We start from the raw sequence: 17,974 nt of genomic DNA on the forward strand, positions 1-17,974 counted from the left end.
AAATCCTCTTTCAGATATGGACTGGTGGGCTTGTAGTCGGTATGCTTCGGTAAGTACCCCAGCAGATAGCAGTAGTGCAGGTACAGCTTGTAGATGTGGCTTGTCTGATGGAATGGCCGAAACCAGTCCGAAAGCTCCTGTGGCATTTGGGGCGGATAGCTGATATACGCTCTGCGATTGCCGAAGGTGGCGTACCTGCCCATAGAGCGGCGGATGTTCTCCGGCGTCCACTTTTCATCCAAAGTATCCAGCCTTGTAAAGTGTTCATATTGGGGCAAGCGGATTTTCCAGTGCTTACCCGTGAAGTCGGTCACATACCCTTTGCGCCGCAGATAATCCTCCATATAGTAGGGGGTTCGGCTGAACTCCATTGCTTCCCGCACATCGGCACGGTAGACATTGTAGCGGGTAGGCTTGCCGCTTTTCTCATCCATCCAGACCGGACGGGAGGGCGCTTTGTGAGGTTTTTCAATGACAGATAAGCCATATTCCCGGCACAGCCGGTCGGAGATTTCCATCATTCGCTTTCGCTCCGCCTTGGAGTAGTTATACTTGCCGCCATCCCGAAAAGAAACGGAATTGAAGCAGAAGTGACAGTGGATATGCTCCTTGTCGAGGTGGGTGGTGACGATGATTTCAAAGCGGTCGCCCCACATTTCCTTTGCCAGCTTTACGCCGATCTCGTGGGCAAGCTGCGGCGTGACCTCCTCCGGCCTGAAGCTCTGATACCCGTGCCAAGCAATATATCCGTCGGTCTTTCCGTAGCGCTTCTTGGTCAAAATCATCTGCCGCAGAGCGGTTTCCTTCAGGCAGTTGAGGGCGGTGACATACTCGCCCTCCTGCGTGGCCTCCGGGCGCTGGACATAGGAAAACACATTGTACAGGTCTTGCAGCTCCGGCGTTTTGGCCTTCGTCTTTTCGGGATTCTCCACATAGTCGATGAGGTCTTTCAAACGGCCTTCGATGTGCCAAAGAGAAGTCGTCGCCATCAGATCGCCTCCTGCAAGTCCAGCACCAACTGCTCAATTTCGGTGCAGATTTCGAGGGCGGACGGCTCGTATTTACCGCATTCCCGCAGGGCGGCATGGACTTGATACAGCTTGCTCATCATCTGCCAGAACACTTCCGGAGGCTTCGGTTTTGGATGAATACCACGGCAAAGCTGGCGGACATATTCGCTTTGGGACAGACCGCACAGGGCGCTGTCGTGTTCCAGTTTTTGATTTTCTTCTTCGGTCAGGCGTACTCTGATACGCACTTTTTCATTGCTTTCTTTATTCAAAATTATCATCTCCTCGTTAATTTTTCAGGGTTATAGGGCGGAGCGCCCTGTGAAGTCCGCAGGCCGTAAGGCTGCGGATTGGGATTGTGGGGTCACAATCCGATGCTCGCTATCCCTGTGGACGTCGTCGTCACAAACTCTGCATCAATCGTTTCCGTGCAAGCACGAAAACTTATTCGCTCCGTTGCTCCTCCTCTCCCCAAAAAGTCTATCGACTTTTCGGGGACCCCGAAATTTTGTGATTGACAGCGTTCATCGTCTTTCTTGCCTTGCTGCACCGCTCCTCAGAGTAGGGGGCAGTCAGGCGAATCGAGAAACGCTTTCTGTCGATCTCAAAGATTAGGCAGCCGCACTCGTCATCGTCGGTCAGGCGGCAGAGTGCCGGATAGTTTGCCGCATAGGCTGTCAGCCGATTTTTAAGGTCGGTGTTGTAAGTACGGACGGTCACAGCACTGCCGGTTTCGTCAAACCATATCTCGGTCAGTTTGTTTTTCTTCTTGACACCTGTAATCATTTTGAATTTCACCTCTTTTCGCTCAGATTTTTTAAGTAGGCCGTTTTTGCCGGAAAAAGCTCCGTTCAAGACCGAAAGAATTTACGGATTTCCTAACAGAAACGCCGCAAACAATGCCCAGATCGTCCTGCACTCCTGTAAGGGTAAATCCGCAAAAAGCAGCGGTCTTGACCGTAAAACTGTTTTACTCACAAATAGGAGAAAAGTCGGGTGGAAAACGGAACTGTTTTTCAAATATTTTGCCGTTTTCTCCGAATGTCGTTTTTCTGTGCCTGCCCCGGACTCTCACCGCAGCGTCGCCTTGCTTGCTCTCCGTTGGAGAGTTCATTGCAAGGTCATATCCCATTCGGACGGTCATTCAATTTTCAAATCGCCCCTCAATAGGTAGCCGGCGAGAAGGGTCAAAAATTAACCCTCTCAATAATCAACAGGGAACTTTTTTGCCGTTTGCACGAAAGAAATTTTGTAAACTTTTTGTGAACGGCGGCTATAACGACAAAAAGAGCCGGTACACAGCACATCAAATCAGCGGGAGATAATCTCTCGCCATATCTTTGATGAAACTATGTACCGGCTCTGAAATTCAGAAACCTTTAGTGTCTGCTTTTTCCGCCCCGCAGGCAGACGCTGCACTGGAACGGCGCAGCCGCAATCCCTTTCGGCGGCTGCCTTGAGTTTCATTCAGATATTCAGTTGTGGCTCTCCAATGAGAGCATATAGATTATATCATACAGAACACTTGTTCGTCAATCGATTTTGACATACTGTTGCAGGAAAAGCGGCTGCCGTTTCCGACAGCTGCCGTTGCAAAAATTTACCACTTATCAATATGGAATTTTAAGATTCTTCAGAAAGCCCTCAATATTTGTTGCAGTTCCTTCGGATGCCTCTGTCAAAAGTCCGTCATCGGTCAGCAGAGGTGTATCCAAGACGGATTTAATGGATACAGCTACGCTGGCACAAGAAGCAATTATCTTTTTAGAATCAGCGCTATACTTGCTATAATCATCGCCTTCTGCCTTTGCAATATCGCTCATTTTATAAATCAGCGGCATAAAGTAGGTGTCCAGTCGTGCCAGTAAATTGTAAAAGACATAAGTTCTTCTACGAATAGTTTCGCATTGCAGAGATGCCGTATTGAGCTGTGCTGCAATCTGTACAGTTTCTGCTCGATTGGTATACGCCTGATCAAGTCCCTTTTTAGCGGCCTTTCCGGCTATAAGCCCCATAACCAGCAGTGCAGGACCAGCCACAAGCCCACCAAGTACCAAAGTTCCTCCGGCCATTCCAAGACCGCCGGCTGCAAGCGAGCCGCCTCCGAAAAAGGCAAGTGTAGCATTTGTTGCCGCAGCTCCGCTCAATGCGGAAATAGCAGTACCGGTCGAGGCAAAAGCAAGTGCTTGCGCAGCTCCATATGCACCAAAGGCAACCAATGCACCTCCTGCCGTTCCGGCAACAGCTCCACCAGCAACATTTCCCGCAAAGTTTACCATCTTGCGAAGTTCAACGAATTCTTTCTCGTCGATGTGAAGTCGCTGCAATTCGTCGAGTCCTTCTGATTCTCTGAAATCAACATTTTTGATTTGCGTGAATACATCAAGGAAATCGGAAATCGTTCCGTTCAAAACAGCAATCTTTTCTGAGCCTAAATTTGTCAGTGAATTTCCGCAAGCGTGGCGTTGAGCATTCAAATAATCCGTGGCTTCCTGCACGAGCTCATTTGCACTTTTATTGATACGCTTAGCATTCTTTGCGTCAACACCCGCTTTTACTGTGTTGCCGATTCCAAACATTCCCGTAGCGGCAGCAACACCGATAAACAACAACGGTAATGGCATTTATCTTCCCTCCTATCAAAGCGTAATCAAGTCTTTAACACTATCAAAGACTACATTTTTCCTTTTTTCCAGTTCGTTTACCCTTGCCTCTATGGTCAGATACGGACGGTCAGTCGTTTTGATCCAAGCAAGCTCTTTTTCGATATCCAGCATTGTCAGCATACTGCTTTCCATTTCCAGAAAGACAGCTTTGTCAATATTCAGCTTTCTCACGACATACTTAATAAGTTTACGCTCTGTTTCGTCATAGCTTTCATCACTGTAAGCTACCGTCAGCAGATTCCATACCAACAATTTTGGAGTAATGATCGATTCTGATGTTTCCTGCGTGTCCGAAATGGCTGCTTCTACGCCATCCTGCAAAACATCGTAATAATCTTCAGGATCAATGATCTTACCTAATTGAGCTTGGCAACCACTGATAATAGAAGCCTTGTTGTCGGCAAATTCCGGGGCAAGCTCTGCTCCGATAGCGTCAAATTTTTCTTCTTCACTATGAAAAACTGTCCCATCGGCTGCCATCAAATAATAGATAATCTTAAGTGCGTTTTTGACAGAAATGCCTTTGATCTCTGTCACAGCATTATCTTCGGCTGCAGAGACCTTATTATCATCCTGAGATGCTGTTCGCTTTGTCGAAGCTGATTTCTGCTTTGTCTTGTCAGCGATTTCCTGTTTGGCATCGGCAGCCAGTTCCTGCACAGTTATTTTGGCAACCTTAGCAGTGTCGGCAGCTTTACGCAGAGCGCCTGCAAGTCCTTCTCCGATTTTCTTTTTATCCATTTTCTTTACCTCCCTCAAAGCACCAACGGCGCATCAGAATCCATCAGTGTATCAAATTCCGCTTGATTCGTAAACTGCGGTGTGCGGCCCAAAACCTTCTGAATCGTTACATTGCCGTGTATAACAAGATTGGAATCGCCGGAAGAAAGTCCCTGCTGCATATCTTCAAACCCTGACATAAATTGCCCAATGTCTTCAGCCAGATAGTTACTTACCTTCAAATCCAGTTGCCCCTTAAATTCCTGAAGCTGTTTCAGGAACAATGCCGCTTTCGCCTCCGACAGGATCATTTTCTCGTGAATCAATTGCGCTTCTTTCTTTTCGTTAGACACCTCACGCACAATTGAGAGAGCAGCCCGTCCGGCACCCACATAGTTGAAGCGAGCTACAAATCTCCCCGAGAACAAAACCCAGTTTCCACCGGATTCAACGGCGGCACGAACCGCAGCATCCGTGGTATCAGCAACGGTAAAGGTCATACTGGAAATGGCAAGCATTCGGTCAAGAGTTCGATTGTGAAGGGGAATTATGTTTTTCCAGTCAATTTCTTGCAAGCTGTCTTGACCGTTACTCTCGAGTTTGGATAGTTCCCGTCCTAATTGCCGTAAAACGAAAAACGCTCTAACGACACATTCGTTGATAGTCACGGAAATGGTCTGCTTGCTTAATTGATGAGCAATGCCTATTTCGGTACGTAAATCAAATTTAAGCGGAGACAGCTTTCCATCTGCATTCTTACTTCCTAATAAAGTTCCATTGAATAGCTGGGAAATATAGACCGACAATTCTTTGTAGCCATTGACGTTCTGCTTTTGAACTATACGAAGTGCAGACACTTCTTTCAAGAGAGAAACCATTGGCCCTGGAAGCCCTGTTCCAAAACTGCCTTTCATAATAGATCCGGAAGAACCTGCCATATCGCTGACTAAATGGAAGAACCAATTTATAACTCCAAATGTAATTTTCTCCGTAAAGTTTTTACCGACAAGAGCAAGGCCCTCTTCATTCAATTGTACGGGATTCCATTTCCCAGTTACATCCGTACCATACACTTTACCTGTAAACTGGGTCATAATCGAGAAAAGCAAGCCAATGGGAGTGGGATGATGGGAGAAATCTCGGAGATGATGCTGTAAACCTCCACCAAATGCATTGGTTGCTTTATCTGCCGCTATAGGAAACTTATCCTCGAAATGTTTTACAGCACCAGAGAGTTCGTCTCCGCCATACCCTTGGGACTTTGCAATTTGGACCACAAATTTCTCTATTTGTTCATTGCCCCACTGATTAGCGTATTCAAGAGAACACTCACCAATAAATACACTGTCTATTACACCTGCAATGATGCCGCTTGCAACTGCCAGAGCGTAATCGAGCTTGTCAGCGTAGTTTGTATAGCGCTCCAATTTTTGATTCACTTGAGACAGTTCTGCATTCAGCCGGTCAATGCTCATTTCCTTTACTTGAGCTTCACCGGTAATCACTTCTTCCTCGGCTTTTTGACTTGTTTCTTTTTCTCTTTCTCGCAAAGTAAAAGTGCCGTTTATGATTCCTGTGTACTGCTCTGACTGCGACCACTCATAGCATTCGTAGGCACGGGTAGCTAACCGGGGATGGGTCTCATCCTGTACCAGCATTATTTCCAACAATTTGTTGGATTTCGAGTCGTTGACAAAGGATTTCAGATCCAGTGCCTGCTTCAGAAATTCTTCTCGATTAACATTTTTGCCGTAGCCGTTAAGTCGGAGCAGAAGATCAATGGTATTGTCTGCGGTTTTGTCGCAAAGGGCCGCCGCCCTATCCGCAGACAACTCACTGCATCGATCCCAAAACAAGAGTGCCTTTACCAGCGTCGGGGTAAGATATTTCCCAATTGCAGGAATACGAACCAACGGGCTTTTGTCGATACCATTGACTAACTGAGCCGCAATGGAATGGTACAAGGAGTGTTTGCAGGCAATGTGACCGCATTCGTGTGCTAATACGCTGGAAAGCAATTTTGACGGAACCATATGAACAAGGCCTGATGTAACATAAATGCAAGGATGAACACTGCCGAATGTCGCAGCATTAGCGGTCTTGTCTTTTATGTAATAAAGCTCCGGCACTTCTATACCAAGCTGTTCGCAAACAGGAGGAAGCAGATTATATACTTCCGGCATCTGATTCTCGCCAAGACGAATTGCAGTTGATAGCATGTCAAATTTTGCGGCCTTTTCATCATAATTTGAAGAGTACGACTCCACCAATTTCACAAATTTCGGAAACTGATTTAGTGCGTCTGCCGCTTGTCTGTCCAAATCGTGGACATAGAGTTCGGCACAGTATGACATAGGATCACACCCTTTCCTTTCAGGTTATTTTTTGTGTTCCGGCTCAAACTCGACAATATCATCTAATTTACAATCAAGCGAAGTGCAGAGCTTTTCAAGTACATTCACTCGAACATCCTCGTTTCGCCCCAGCTTTGCCATAGCATTGGTGCTAATTCCGGCCAAATGCGTTAATTCCGTCTTGCTGAGGTGCTTATCAATCATCAATTTCCAAAGTTTATTATAATTAGCTGGCATATTTATATCTCCTTATGCGTAGGGGGTAAACTCATTTATTCCAAAATTAGTATATCACACCCAAACTAATAATTCAAGATAATTTTGAAGTTTGCAAGATTAAAGACGACCCGATTGTGTAGTGTCTCATTGGGAACGTGGTTAAGATATATGAAAACGGCGTGTAGGATGTACCCACACGCCGTACCTGATTACAAGAAAATAATCTTCTGATTTACAATTTCGGCCGCCTGATTTCTGATAGTATTGCTTTTCTTAACCCATTCCATTGGCGTGGCTGCCTTAAAATCTTCCGTCAGGTTTCCATTTCGAGATAGTGTTTTCACGAGTTCATCAAACATCTGCTGTGCCTGAATTTCCACATCGCTAAGATAATCATTCAATTTACCACTTGTCAGCAGATTGTAGTAGCGCACCCTGTGATACTGCTTCAGATACCGCAGGTGCCGCTGTCCCCATATGCCGATATACGCTGGCTCTTCTTCGGACAGTTTCAGGTAGGGAATGTAGCAGTTACCCTGCAATTCATACCAAAGTCCGTTCTTCTCGTCATAAATGTACTTATCCATTTTGTAATCCTCCAATTATGATTGATTTTACCTACAATCCAATCATTCCGGCTGATTACAAAAGCCGAAGGGAGAGGACTTCCTTACGAAGCCTCTCCCTTGGGGGAGCCCTTTTTGCGCTTCCTCGGGCCTCGCTCTGCCGGACCTGCACCCTTCGCCAGTTGACAGACCCGTAGAGGTCGCCAGCCAAAAACACGGCAAAACAGATGGCCGCCGAGAGGTAGGAGGGATCTGTCAAAGAGGCCAGCCCCCACAGGGCGATCGGCACCAGGCCGTTGGCCGCATAGGCCAGCGCGCAGTGGGGATTTCGCCGAAAGGCGAGATAGACGGCGGGGAAACTGGTGGCAACAGAGAGGGGGTTCACCCCCAGGTCGGCCGTGTGAAAGGCCCTCAAAATAGAGGAGAACACCGCGGTGACAGCCGCCGCCAGGGCCAGCATGACGGCGCCCTCTCCCCGCTTCAACCGGTCCACCCTCACCTCTGCGGAGAGGGCGATCAGCAGCACCGACGAGCAACACAGCAGCCTCTCTGCCCTTGTGAAGTAGTTGGACAGCGCCTTTCCGTTCACTGCAAGCGCCTTCAAAAAAAGCATCCGCTCGCACATCTTCAAAGATCTAGCGATGTGCAGGCGAATGCTTTTCGCACCCTTTGCCCGGTGGCAAAATAACTTTTTACGAACTAGCACAGCCTTCGCCAAAACACGGGGGCGGGCCGCGCCCCCTTTAGAGGCTTTGCCCAGCGGGTACCAGAGCTCTATCCCCCTCGTCCGGGCCGCCAACAGGCGGTTTGAGGGGGCGGGTCCTCACTCCCCCCGCTCTTCCAGCCGGGCGAGGTAGGCGCCATAGCCCTCCTCCGCCATCCTTTCCCGGGGAATGAAGCGGAGGGCGGCGCTGTTGATGCAGTAGCGCAGGCCCCCCGTCTGCGCCGGGCCGTCGTCAAAGAGGTGCCCCAGGTGGTTGTCGCCCCCCTGGGAGCGGACCTCCACCCGCTCCATGCCAAAGCTCTCGTCCCGGTGCTCGGTGAGGGCCGCCCCCTCCACCGGGTGGGAGAAGGCGGGCCAGCCGCAGTCGGAGGCGAACTTGTCGCAGGAGAGGAAGAGGGGCTGGCCGGTGGCGGCGTCCACGTAAAGGCCGTCGTCAAAAAAGTCCCAGTAGGGGTTTTCAAAGGCGGGTTCGGTGCCATTTTCGCGCAGCACCCGGTACTGCTCGGGGGGCAGCTCCTCCCGCAGCACCTCCTCCGGCGGGTTTTTCCACCCCCGCTCCCCCGCCTCTCTGGGCGGGGGATTGGCCGCCTCGGCCCGGCGAAACTGCGCGGGGCCGATGTGGCAGTAGCCCTGGGGATTTTTTTGCAGGTAGTCCTGGTGGTACTCCTCCGCCGGGGCGTAATTTTTCAGCGGCTCCACCTGGGTGACCACCGGGGCGCTGTATTGGGCCTGTACCCGCGCAACCGCCCGGCGGATGGCGGGGAGGTCCCCCTCCCGCAAGTAGAAGATGCCGGTGCGGTACTGGCTGCCCATGTCGCCCCCCTGGCGGTTGCGAATGGTGGGGTCCACCGCCCCAAAATAGCACTCCAGCAGCCCTTCCAGGGAGAGGACGGCCGAATCGTAGCGGACCATTACCGCCTCAGCGTGGCCGGTGTTGCCGTAACAGACCGCCTCGTAGCTGGGGTTTTCGCTAAAGCCGTTGGCGTAGCCCACCTGGGTGGCTGTGACCCCCCGAATGAGGGAGAGGTACTTCTGCAGCCCCCAAAAGCAGCCGCCGGCCAGGCAGATGGCGTCCCCCTCGGCTGAAAGGGGGGCCGGGCGCGCGGGCTCCCGGGCGGAAAACAAGCGGTGTCTCATCTCTTTTAAAACCTCCTTGAAAAGCGGTGAAACCGGGTTCCCCCGGCGGAGAAATATGGTATAATAGCCACGAAGCAGCTATGATACCGGGGATGGCCGGGCAGATGCGCAGACGCCGTTTGCCCCTGCCCCACGGCCATATCCCCCTGCGCGCTCGGCGCTGGCGGGACGCTGGCCGCAGCGCGGCCGGTGCGCCGAGGCGGCCGAACAGGTGGGCAGACGACGTCTGTCCCCGCCCGACGGCCAGTTTTGCGGCACTTTGTGCGGCGCGGTGTGACAGATCGCACCGCTGCAGGGCGGGGGGACACCCCCTCCCGCCCGGCGGTGGGCGGCAAAGGCGGCTTCTGACCCTGGCGGCAGAGCGCCGGCCAGGGGGCGACCGCCGCCCTCCCTCACAGCGCGGGGCAGGGCGGACAGGACAAAAAAGGAAAGGCGGCAGAGAGATGTACGACACCCCTCCCCTGCGAGACAATTACGGCGGCTACACCAAGCCCTGGTGGGAAAAGGCCTACAAGCCTGGCCAGCTGCTCTACGACTACAACCAGACCCGGATCGACGAGCTGGAGCGCCGGCGGCAGATCCTGGAGGAGATGCTGGGCGACATCGGCGAGCGGGAGCTGATCACCCCGCCCTTTTACTGCGACCAGGGCGGAAACGTCCACATCGGCCGGCAGTTTTATTCCAACTACAACTGCATCCTCCTGGACGGGGAGCGCATCGACATCGGCGACCGGGTCCTCTTTGGCCCCAACGTCACCGTCTGCACCTTCCGCCACCCCATCCACCCCGACGAGCGCTACGGCCCCGACGGCAGCACCACCATCACCTTGGAGCCGGTGGTGATCGAGGACGACGTCTGGGTGGGCGCCAACTGCTTTATCGGCCCCGGGGTGCGCATCGGCCACGGCTCGGTGGTCGGCGCGGGGAGTGTGGTCTTGAAGAGCATCCCCCCCATGTCGGTGGCCGCCGGCGTCCCCTGCCGGGTGATCCGCCCCATCACCGACGACGACCGGGTGGAGCGCCCCCTCTGATAAACCATTCATCAAAAGCCTGGAGCGACCGCTCCAGGCTTTTTTTGCCCTTCTCTCTCATTCTTTCCCCCGGCGGGCGGGTTATTCCCCCACATCCAACCCGGCGGCCTGGTCCTCGGCGCAGGACCGGGTCTGGGCCCACCGCGACGGGGTGCACCTGCTCCCACCGGTTCAGCCGCCCCCGCCAAAGCCGGCGATATCCCGGCAAAAGCAGCGGGTGAGCCGGCGAGGGAGGTGGACAGCCGTCTCTCCTCGTCCACCAAAAAATGGATGAAAATTTCAAATTCCACCGCCGGGCCGGGGCTGCCGTCGGCCTGTCCAAAATGACAAATGGGGCGTCTCTGTAAAGGGCCCCGGCGGCTCCCCTGGGCTTCGCCCGAGCAGCGGCGCCTCGCCTGTTTGGGGGAGAGGGCCGACCGCCGCTCGAGCCGCCGACACCAGAGCCGGGCCGATCCCACCGCCAAAAGGCCTGCCGCCAGGGTGCGTCCGGCCGCCCCAACGGCCCTCGTCGCATTTTTCTCTCTCCCCTCACCCGCTCTCACCGGGGAGGACACAAACCGGCTGCGGTGCGGCCCGGCGACTCACCAGCCGCGGGTGTCCACCTCCTGGCAGCCCGGGAGCGCCGCCCGGGTCCGCCGCACCAAACAGCTGCGGCGACAGGCGAAGAGCGCCCCTGCACGGCCCGTTCCGCCCCCCCCCTTGCAGCCGGACGATCCCTGCGAACAGGCCGTCAGTCCTTTGCGGCGCGCCAGTGGCAGCCGCATCCCTTTGCCTCAGCCCAGGCGACCCCGATCGGCGGGCACCCGCAGCGCCCCTCCTCCGGCGGCAGCAGGGCCGGGGCGATGTGTGCCGGGTGCCCGGCTGCACCCGGTCGAGGGCGGCAAAGAACTTCCTTTCATCTGTCGGTTTGAGGGGACAGCGCAGAACCTGCACGCCGTCCTCTCCGCCCGGGCAACCGCCGCGCCCGCTGACAGAGGCGATTGCCGGCTCGCCTCCCAGATGCGCCGGGCAGTCTCGAGGCCGTCCCCGCCGGATATCTCGTTGCCCAGCAGCAGGATGTCTCCGCGGAAATTCTGCTCCCAATCAAAAAAGAGGAGCGCGCGGCCGCCAGGACAGGCCGTCCCTTCCCCACCGGCCACGGGGGCGTGCCCACTCCTCCTGCCCGCCGCCGCGGGGAGAGGCGGACAACTTTCCATCGCCCCAAGGCGACACCCGGAGCGCGCCCCCCTCTACCGATCTCTCTTTTCCCCCGCTCATCCCTCGCAAAACAGGGGGACGACCGCCCCTTTGGCCACGTCCACCAATCCCTTGTCGGTGATTTTTAGAGCTGGGCTCACCGGCAGCGAGAGGGTGCACAGGGACATCACCGGCTCGTAGTGGCGGTACCCAAGTCGGCGCAGGGCGCTCTGCACCCCCCGCAGCTGGGCGCCGATGACCTCCATCGGCTCCTCGCTCATCAATCCCGCCACCGGCAGGGGGATCTCGGCCAGGATCTCGCCGCCCTCGGCCACCGCCATCCCCCCGCCCAGCTGGCGCACCCGCTCGGCCGCCAGGGCCATGTCGGTGGCGCTGTGGCCCACCGCCATCAGGTTGTGGTGGTCGTGGGCGTAGGTGGTGGCCACCGCCCCCCGCTGCAGCAGGTCGCCGCAGGCAAATCCGTGGCCCACGCCGCCGCCCCTGCCGTGGCGCTCAAAGACGCAGACCAGGGCCGCGCCGCTGCCCTGCCAGTCCACCAGCCCCCCTCGCACCGGCAGGGAGAGATGCTCCTCGGCGGTCTGGGTCCTTAGGCGGTTGACCCCCATGGCCCGCACCGTCACCCGCTGGGCCCCCTGGGGGGCGGGCACCCGAAAGGCCTCCTCCCCGATGGGGGACAGCTGCACCGAGCGGTAGAAGTGGGGCGGGAACATCCCCGTGCGGCTGCGGGTGGGGGCCGGGGCCGCCGCGTCCCACACCAGCCGCCCGGCCTTGTAGGTGCGCTGGGGCAAAAAGTCCTCGGCCCGCTCGGAGAGCAGCACCATGTCCGCCAGCCGGCCGGGGGCAAGGGCCCCCCGGTCGTACAGCCGCATCCGCCGGGCGCCGGTGTAGCTGGCGCAGTAGACGGCCTGTTCCAGGGGCATCCCCAGCTCTACCGCCTCCCTCGCCAGGGCGTTGAGGTGGCCCCGGTCGACGAGGGCGTCGGCCATGGTGTCGTCGGTGACAAAGGCGGTCTGCTCGTAGAGGCGGTTTTGCACGATGAACTCCACCACCTCGGGCAGCAGCATCTTCCGCTGCAGCTCGAAGAACATCCCCTTAAAATAGCGGTGCTTCACCTCCTCCAAGTCGTGCTCGGTGTGGTCACTGTCGATGCCGGTGAAGAGGTAGCGGGAGAGGTCGATCCCCTTGAGGCGGGGGCAGTGCCCCTCCAGGGGGAGCGCCGGGTCCCGATCGCGCAGGTAGCGGGTGAAAACGTTGGGCTTGCAGTCGGGCTCGCTTAGCACCCCGCGGGTATTCATCACCTCGCCCAGGCAGGCGATGCGGGGGTCTTGGAGCAGCTCCTTCAGCTCCTCCAGCCCGATCTCGCCGCCGGTGGTCTCCAGCGCGGCGCTGGTGGAGGGCACCGAGCTGGGGATGCCGCAGAGCACCTCCACCGCGCTGTCGGGAGCGGCGTCGAGGATGGCGCGGATCCCCTCAAGCCCAAAGACGTTGGCGATCTCGTGGGGTTCGCTGACGATGGTGGTGACCCCGCAGCGGGCCAGGTAGTCGGTGAAGGGCAGCGGGGCGGCCATGCTGCTCTCGATGTGCATGTGCACGTCCACCAGCCCGGGGATCAGGCAGCGCCCGCCGCAGTCATAGCGCGCCGGGGCCGAAAACTCCTCCAGCCCCTCCTCCCCCAGGCCCACGTGGAAGATCCGCCCCTCCAAAACAGCCAGATAGCCATGGAAAAAGCGCTGGAAATAGCTGTTGTATATCCGGGCGTTCTCGAGGATCAAATCAACTGGATACACGGCATACCACCCTTTCTGCAAACAGGCGGCCCGTCGGGGGCCGCACATTCCTTCTCTTTCCTGCATGATAGCACAGCGGCGGCCGGGGGGACAAGGGCCGCCGCTTGTCAATTTGCCGGGAATGCCGTACACTCTCTTCAGGGGGACGCACAGCCGCGGCCCCAATCCAATTTGACCGGCGGGGTGAAGCGCGTGAAAACAGATCGTCTGGTGGGCATTTTGACCTACCTCTTGCAGACCGACCGGGCCACCATGCCGGAGCTGGCGGCCCACTTTGAGGTGTCTCGGCGCACCATCCAGCGGGACGTGGATGCCCTCTGCCGCGCGGGCATCCCCCTGGTGAGCACCCGGGGCGGCGGCGGAGGGGTCGCCATCATGGACGGCTACAAACTCGACCGGCGGCTGCTCAGCCCCGGTGAATTGCAGGGCATCCTCGCCGGGCTGCGGGGGCTCGACAGCGTCAGCAAGACCTCCTCGGCCGAGCAGTTTTTGCAGAAGGTTTCCGCCCGGGGGGAGGCCCCCCTCTCCCCCGACGGCGACCTGGTCATCGACCTGGCCTCCTTTTACAAGGACAGCCTGTCCGAAAAAATCGAGCTACTGCGCCGGGCCATCGCCCAGCGGGAGATGGTACGCTTTCACTATTACTACGGCAAGGGCGAGGCCGACAAGCGGGTGGAGCCCTACTCCCTGGTCTTCAAGTGGTCGGACTGGTACCTCTTCGGCTTTTGCACCCAGCGGCAGGATTTCCGCCTCTACAAGTTGGGGCGGCTCTGGGCCCTGACCCCCGCCGGGGAGGGGTTTTTCCCCCGCCCGGTGCCGGCGGAAAAGCGCCGCTTCGGCAGCCAGATGCGCGATGACTACCTAGTCACCGCCCTCTACTGCCCGGCGGCCAAATACCGGCTGGTGGAGGAGCGGGGCCCCGACTCCTTTTCCGTCGCAGAGGACGGCCGCCTGCTGGCCCGCTGGGGGTTTGCCGGGCCGGAGGAGGCCCTCGCCTGGTTCCTCAGCTTCGGCGACGGGGCGGAGGTCATCGACCCGCCGCAGATGAGGGAGCGGGTGCGCGAGGAGGCCGAAAAAATCGCCGCCCGCCACCGCTGAATAGGACAGGCTGTTGTCCTGTTCGCCCTGCTACGATAGGGGGGAAATGACGGCGGACCGCCCAGAGGGCGGCCCGCAGAGGAGGCGTCTTTGGTGGTGGAGCCCCGCTGCGGCCTCTCCTGTACCGGCTGCACCTGGGGGAGCGCTGCGGCGGCTGTATCGAGATCGGCGGTCCCCCCCCCCTTTCACGGGGCCTATCCCCTGGCCCGGTGCCGCCAGGGCAGGGGCCATCCCCACTGCGGCGGGTGCCCCGCCTTCCCCTGCGCGCTGTCGGCGCGCCATTCCAGCGATCCCGCGCACGGCGACACCCCGCACGGCGCCCGCATCGGGCGGGGCCGGGCCTGGGCCGAAGAGAAGGAGGAGAGAAAAGCGGTGGAAATTTACAGCTACAGCGACTTTGTCGAGGGGCTTTTGGCGGCGGGGTTTGCCCTGGGCGGCAGCAACGCCGAGGGCATCTACACCCTGGTGCCCTGGGACTGGCGGGAACAGCCGCCCTACGACACCCCGGTGCGCTGGCACACCGGCGACCCCGAGACCGACCCCTGGGAGTGGCGGATGCGGGTGCTGACAGAGCGCGACGACATCGCCTACGGCAAGGTGTTTTTCAAAAAGAGCGGCTACATCACCCGGGCCTGGTACCCCTATTTCCTCGCCGCCCGCCGACAGGGGCGGACCCTTTTCGAGGCCTACGAGGAGGGACAGGTCAGCCGGGAGGCCAAGCGGGTCTACGAGGCGCTGCTGGAAGCCGACAGCCTCCCCGCCCACGAGCTCAAGCGCCGGGCCGGCTTCTCTTCCCAGGAAAAGGCCCCCTTTGAGCGGGCCCTGACGGAATTGCAGATGGGGCTTTACATCACCGTCTGCGGCCGGCAGCAAAAGCGCTCCCAAACCGGGGAGGCGTACGGCTGGCCCTCGGCCGCCTTTTGCACGGCCGAGCGCTTCTGGGGCTGCGGCCTGTTTCGCGAGGCGGCCGCCCTCTCCCCCCAGGGGGCGGAGGAGGCCATCGCCCGCCAGGTCTACCGCCTCAACCCCGAGGCGCCCCCCAAAAAGGTGCAGAAGTTCATCCGCGGGTAGGACCAAAACAGGGCGGCCCGGGAAAGGCGACATCGCCTTTCCCGGGCCGCTTCTCCGTCACCAGCCGTAGCGGCCGCCGATGAAGTCGACAAAGCGCTTGGCGCTGGGGGAGAGGGAGACGTCCCGCAGCTTGCACCAGCTGATGTGCCGGGGCGGCAGGGAGAAATCCACCGGCAGCTTCACCACCAGCCCCCGGCGCAGGTAGTCCTCGGCAAACTCCTCGATGGCGCAGCAGACCCCCAGGCCGATGCGGGCGAAGTCCAGCAGCAGGTCGTGGGAGCCCAGCTCGATTTCCGGGGAGATGGGCAGCCCCTGCGCGGCAAACCAGTCGTCCACCAGCCGCCGGGCGTTGGACTTGCGCTCCAACAAGATCAGCGGCAGGGCCGCCACCTCGGCGGCAGCGAGGGGACGCTGGGGCAGGGGGTAGCGGGGCCCGGCCAGAAAGGCGTCGTGCACCCGGAAAAAGCGGTGCTCCTCCACCCGCTGGTCCCGCACCGGGGAGTTGACAAAGGACAGGTCCACACTGTGCTCGGCCAACATCTCCACCGCCTCGATGGAGGTGCCGTTTTGAATGACCAGCCGGATGTGAGGGTACTCCCGGTGAAAGCGCTCCAACTGGCCCAGGATCACAAAGCGGGAGATGGTGTCCGACACCCCCACCCGCAGCTGGCCCTGCTCCAGGTTCTGCTGCTCCCGCAGGCTCTGCTGCCCCTGCTCCAGGGTTTTGAGGGCGGCGTCCACATAGCCGTAGAGCAGCTCCCCCTCGCTGGTGAGGGAGAGCCGCTTCCCCCGCCGGTCAAAGAGGGGGACCCCCAACTGGCTCTCCAGGTGTTTGACCGTCTGGCTCACCGCCGACTGGGAGACAAAGAGCTTCCCCGCCGCCGCCGAGAAGCCCCCCTGCCGCGCCACCTCGCGAAAGACCCGATAGTGTTCCAGCTTGACCTCCATACTATTAGACCACCTTATAAATCGTATTATGAAAAGATATTTTACTTATATATACAATTGCATTATACTGGTAGAGCAGTTGTTTGTAAACCGGGCTTTTGGGCCCGCCAAAAAAGGAGAGGCAAGATGAGTAACTTCGTAGGCACCGTATCCAGAGGGATCAAACTTCCCATCGTCAAAGAGGGGGACGACCTGGCCGCCATCGTGGCTAAGTCGGTGCTGGACGCCGCCGCGGGCGAGCCCTTCGCCCTGCACGACCGGGACGTGGTGGCCATCACCGAGTCGGTGGTGGCCCGCACCCAGGGCAACTACGCCACCGTCGACGACATCGCCGCCGACGTGCGGGCCAAGCTGGGGGGCGAGCACATCGGGGTGGTCTTCCCCATCCTCAGCCGCAACCGCTTCTCGGTCTGCCTCAAGGGGATCGCCAAGGCCGCCAAAAAGGTGACGGTGCTGCTCAGTTACCCCTCCGACGAGGTGGGCAACCACCTGATCGACATCGACCGGCTGGAAGAGGCCGGCATCAACCCCTGGAGCGACGTCCTCACCGCCGAGGAATTTCACGAGACGTTCGGCACCGTGCTGCACCCCTTCACCGGGGTGGACTACCTGGACTACTACGCCCAGGTCATCCGCGAGTGCGGAGCCGAGCCCCAGATCGTGCTGGCCAACAAGCCCGCCGCCATCCTGCAGTACACCAAGCGGGTGCTGGCCTGCGACATCCACACCCGGCAGCGCACCTGCCGCCAGCTGAAGGAGGCCGGGGCCGAGGCGGTCTGCTCCCTCAGCGACATCCTCAACCAGAGCGCCGGCGGCTGCGGCTACAACGAGCAGTACGGCCTGCTGGGCTCCAATAAGGCCACCGAGACCTCGGTGAAGCTCTTCCCCCGGGACTGCGACGCCTTTGTCCAGCGGGTGGCCGACCTGCTGCGCGAGGGCAGCGGCAAGCAGATCGAGGTCATGGTCTACGGCGACGGCGCCTTCAAAGACCCGGTGGGCCAGATCTGGGAGCTGGCGGACCCGGTGGTCTCCCCCGCCCACACCGCCGGGCTCGACGGCACCCCCAACGAGGTCAAGCTGAAATACCTGGCCGACAACGACTTTGCCGACCTCAGCGGCGAGGAACTGCAGGCCGCCATCCGCGAGCGCATCGCTCACAAGAAGGACAAGCTGGTGGGCGACATGGCCGCCCAGGGCACCACCCCCCGCCGGTTGACCGACCTCATCGGCTCCCTGTGCGACCTGACTTCCGGCAGTGGCGACAAGGGCACCCCGGTGGTGCTGGTGCAAAACTACTTCGACAACTACGCCAAATAAGGCCCGCCACACGGCCTTGAGAGGGCGCCCGAAAGAGGGCGCCCTCTCTCTGTTTTACCCCCCAAAAAGGGCGTGGCATTGGCTGCACAACTGTGCTATACTGAATTTATATACGCCGGGAGGAGGTGG

The 17,974-nt window shown here is 58.3% G+C and carries 16 protein-coding genes; 4 read left to right on the plus strand and 12 right to left on the minus strand.

Annotation, left to right across the window (positions count from 1 at the left end):
- The 10 genes from KQI11_RS05265 to msrA form a co-directional block, all read right to left on the minus strand.
- Positions 1-989: relaxase/mobilization nuclease domain-containing protein (locus tag KQI11_RS05265; RefSeq protein WP_216401342.1), on the minus strand; the 989-nt coding region annotated here is incomplete at its 3' end.
- Positions 989-1,282, minus strand: a complete 294-nt coding sequence (locus KQI11_RS05270) for a plasmid mobilization protein (RefSeq protein ID WP_216401343.1) — start codon at positions 1,280-1,282, stop codon at positions 989-991. The genes KQI11_RS05265 and KQI11_RS05270, both read right to left, overlap by 1 nt.
- Positions 1,283-1,490: 208 nt before the next feature.
- A complete protein-coding gene (locus tag KQI11_RS05275; RefSeq protein ID WP_216401344.1) occupies positions 1,491-1,796 on the minus strand; it encodes a hypothetical protein in 306 nt (101 codons plus the stop codon).
- Between the two features lie 824 nt (positions 1,797-2,620).
- Positions 2,621-3,634, minus strand: a complete 1,014-nt coding sequence (locus tag KQI11_RS05280; RefSeq protein WP_216401345.1) for a hypothetical protein — start codon at positions 3,632-3,634, stop codon at positions 2,621-2,623.
- Between the two features lie 15 nt (positions 3,635-3,649).
- Positions 3,650-4,417, minus strand: coding sequence for a TerB family tellurite resistance protein (locus tag KQI11_RS05285; RefSeq protein WP_216401346.1), 768 nt, complete (start codon positions 4,415-4,417; stop codon positions 3,650-3,652).
- 14 nt (positions 4,418-4,431) lie between these two features.
- A complete protein-coding gene (locus tag KQI11_RS05290) occupies positions 4,432-6,750 on the minus strand; it encodes a M48 family metallopeptidase (RefSeq protein WP_216401347.1) in 2,319 nt (772 codons plus the stop codon).
- 24 nt (positions 6,751-6,774) lie between these two features.
- A complete protein-coding gene (locus KQI11_RS05295; RefSeq protein WP_216401348.1) occupies positions 6,775-6,987 on the minus strand; it encodes a helix-turn-helix domain-containing protein in 213 nt (70 codons plus the stop codon).
- Positions 6,988-7,178: 191 nt separating this feature from the next.
- The gene (locus tag KQI11_RS05300; protein WP_216401349.1) at positions 7,179-7,556 is read right to left on the minus strand and encodes a TnpV protein; all 378 of its coding nucleotides are present in this window, start codon (positions 7,554-7,556) and stop codon (positions 7,179-7,181) included.
- A gap of 55 nt (positions 7,557-7,611) precedes the next feature.
- The gene (locus KQI11_RS05305) at positions 7,612-8,124 is read right to left on the minus strand and encodes a nicotinamide mononucleotide transporter (RefSeq protein ID WP_216401350.1); all 513 of its coding nucleotides are present in this window, start codon (positions 8,122-8,124) and stop codon (positions 7,612-7,614) included.
- A gap of 234 nt (positions 8,125-8,358) precedes the next feature.
- On the minus strand, positions 8,359-9,396 hold the full coding sequence (gene msrA, locus KQI11_RS05310; protein ID WP_216401351.1) for a peptide-methionine (S)-S-oxide reductase MsrA: 1,038 nt from the start codon (positions 9,394-9,396) through the stop codon (positions 8,359-8,361).
- 443 nt (positions 9,397-9,839) lie between these two features.
- Between msrA and KQI11_RS05315 the strand changes: the two genes are divergently transcribed.
- Complete coding sequence (locus tag KQI11_RS05315; protein ID WP_216401352.1) at positions 9,840-10,427, plus strand: sugar O-acetyltransferase; 588 nt, start codon at positions 9,840-9,842, stop codon at positions 10,425-10,427.
- A gap of 1,253 nt (positions 10,428-11,680) precedes the next feature.
- Here the strand turns inward: KQI11_RS05315 and KQI11_RS05320 are convergent.
- A complete protein-coding gene (locus tag KQI11_RS05320) occupies positions 11,681-13,411 on the minus strand; it encodes an adenine deaminase C-terminal domain-containing protein (RefSeq protein WP_216401353.1) in 1,731 nt (576 codons plus the stop codon).
- A 192-nt stretch (positions 13,412-13,603) separates the two neighbouring features.
- On the opposite strand from KQI11_RS05320, the gene KQI11_RS05325 reads away from it, so the two are divergent.
- A complete protein-coding gene (locus KQI11_RS05325) occupies positions 13,604-14,509 on the plus strand; it encodes a helix-turn-helix transcriptional regulator (RefSeq protein WP_216401354.1) in 906 nt (301 codons plus the stop codon).
- 93 nt (positions 14,510-14,602) lie between these two features.
- Entirely contained in the window at positions 14,603-15,580 is a 978-nt protein-coding gene (locus KQI11_RS05330; protein ID WP_286172579.1) for an AlkZ-related protein, read from the plus strand.
- A gap of 57 nt (positions 15,581-15,637) precedes the next feature.
- On the opposite strand, the gene KQI11_RS05335 is transcribed toward KQI11_RS05330, so the two are convergent.
- Complete coding sequence (locus KQI11_RS05335) at positions 15,638-16,528, minus strand: LysR family transcriptional regulator (RefSeq protein ID WP_216401355.1); 891 nt, start codon at positions 16,526-16,528, stop codon at positions 15,638-15,640.
- A 126-nt stretch (positions 16,529-16,654) separates the two neighbouring features.
- On the opposite strand from KQI11_RS05335, the gene KQI11_RS05340 reads away from it, so the two are divergent.
- Positions 16,655-17,845, plus strand: a complete 1,191-nt coding sequence (locus tag KQI11_RS05340; protein ID WP_185914793.1) for a coenzyme F420-0:L-glutamate ligase — start codon at positions 16,655-16,657, stop codon at positions 17,843-17,845.
- The last annotated feature ends 129 nt before the right edge of the window (positions 17,846-17,974 follow it).

It is taken from the genome of Acetanaerobacterium sp. MSJ-12 (genome assembly GCF_018917875.1).
GTDB classification, from domain to species: Bacteria; Bacillota; Clostridia; order Oscillospirales; family Ruminococcaceae; genus Bittarella; species Bittarella massiliensis.

Coding starts and splice junctions, on each gene's coding strand:
- KQI11_RS05290 (WP_216401347.1), bottom strand. CDS start 6,750: ATGTCATACTGTGCCGAACTCTATGTCCACGATTTGGACAGACAAGCG.
- msrA (WP_216401351.1), bottom strand. CDS start 9,396: ATGAGACACCGCTTGTTTTCCGCCCGGGAGCCCGCGCGCCCGGCCCCC.
- KQI11_RS05280 (WP_216401345.1), bottom strand. CDS start 3,634: ATGCCATTACCGTTGTTGTTTATCGGTGTTGCTGCCGCTACGGGAATG.
- KQI11_RS05315 (WP_216401352.1), top strand. CDS start 9,840: ATGTACGACACCCCTCCCCTGCGAGACAATTACGGCGGCTACACCAAG.
- KQI11_RS05300 (WP_216401349.1), bottom strand. CDS start 7,556: ATGGATAAGTACATTTATGACGAGAAGAACGGACTTTGGTATGAATTG.
- KQI11_RS05295 (WP_216401348.1), bottom strand. CDS start 6,987: ATGCCAGCTAATTATAATAAACTTTGGAAATTGATGATTGATAAGCAC.
- KQI11_RS05335 (WP_216401355.1), bottom strand. CDS start 16,528: ATGGAGGTCAAGCTGGAACACTATCGGGTCTTTCGCGAGGTGGCGCGG.
- KQI11_RS05285 (WP_216401346.1), bottom strand. CDS start 4,417: ATGGATAAAAAGAAAATCGGAGAAGGACTTGCAGGCGCTCTGCGTAAA.
- KQI11_RS05275 (WP_216401344.1), bottom strand. CDS start 1,796: ATGATTACAGGTGTCAAGAAGAAAAACAAACTGACCGAGATATGGTTT.
- KQI11_RS05340 (WP_185914793.1), top strand. CDS start 16,655: ATGAGTAACTTCGTAGGCACCGTATCCAGAGGGATCAAACTTCCCATC.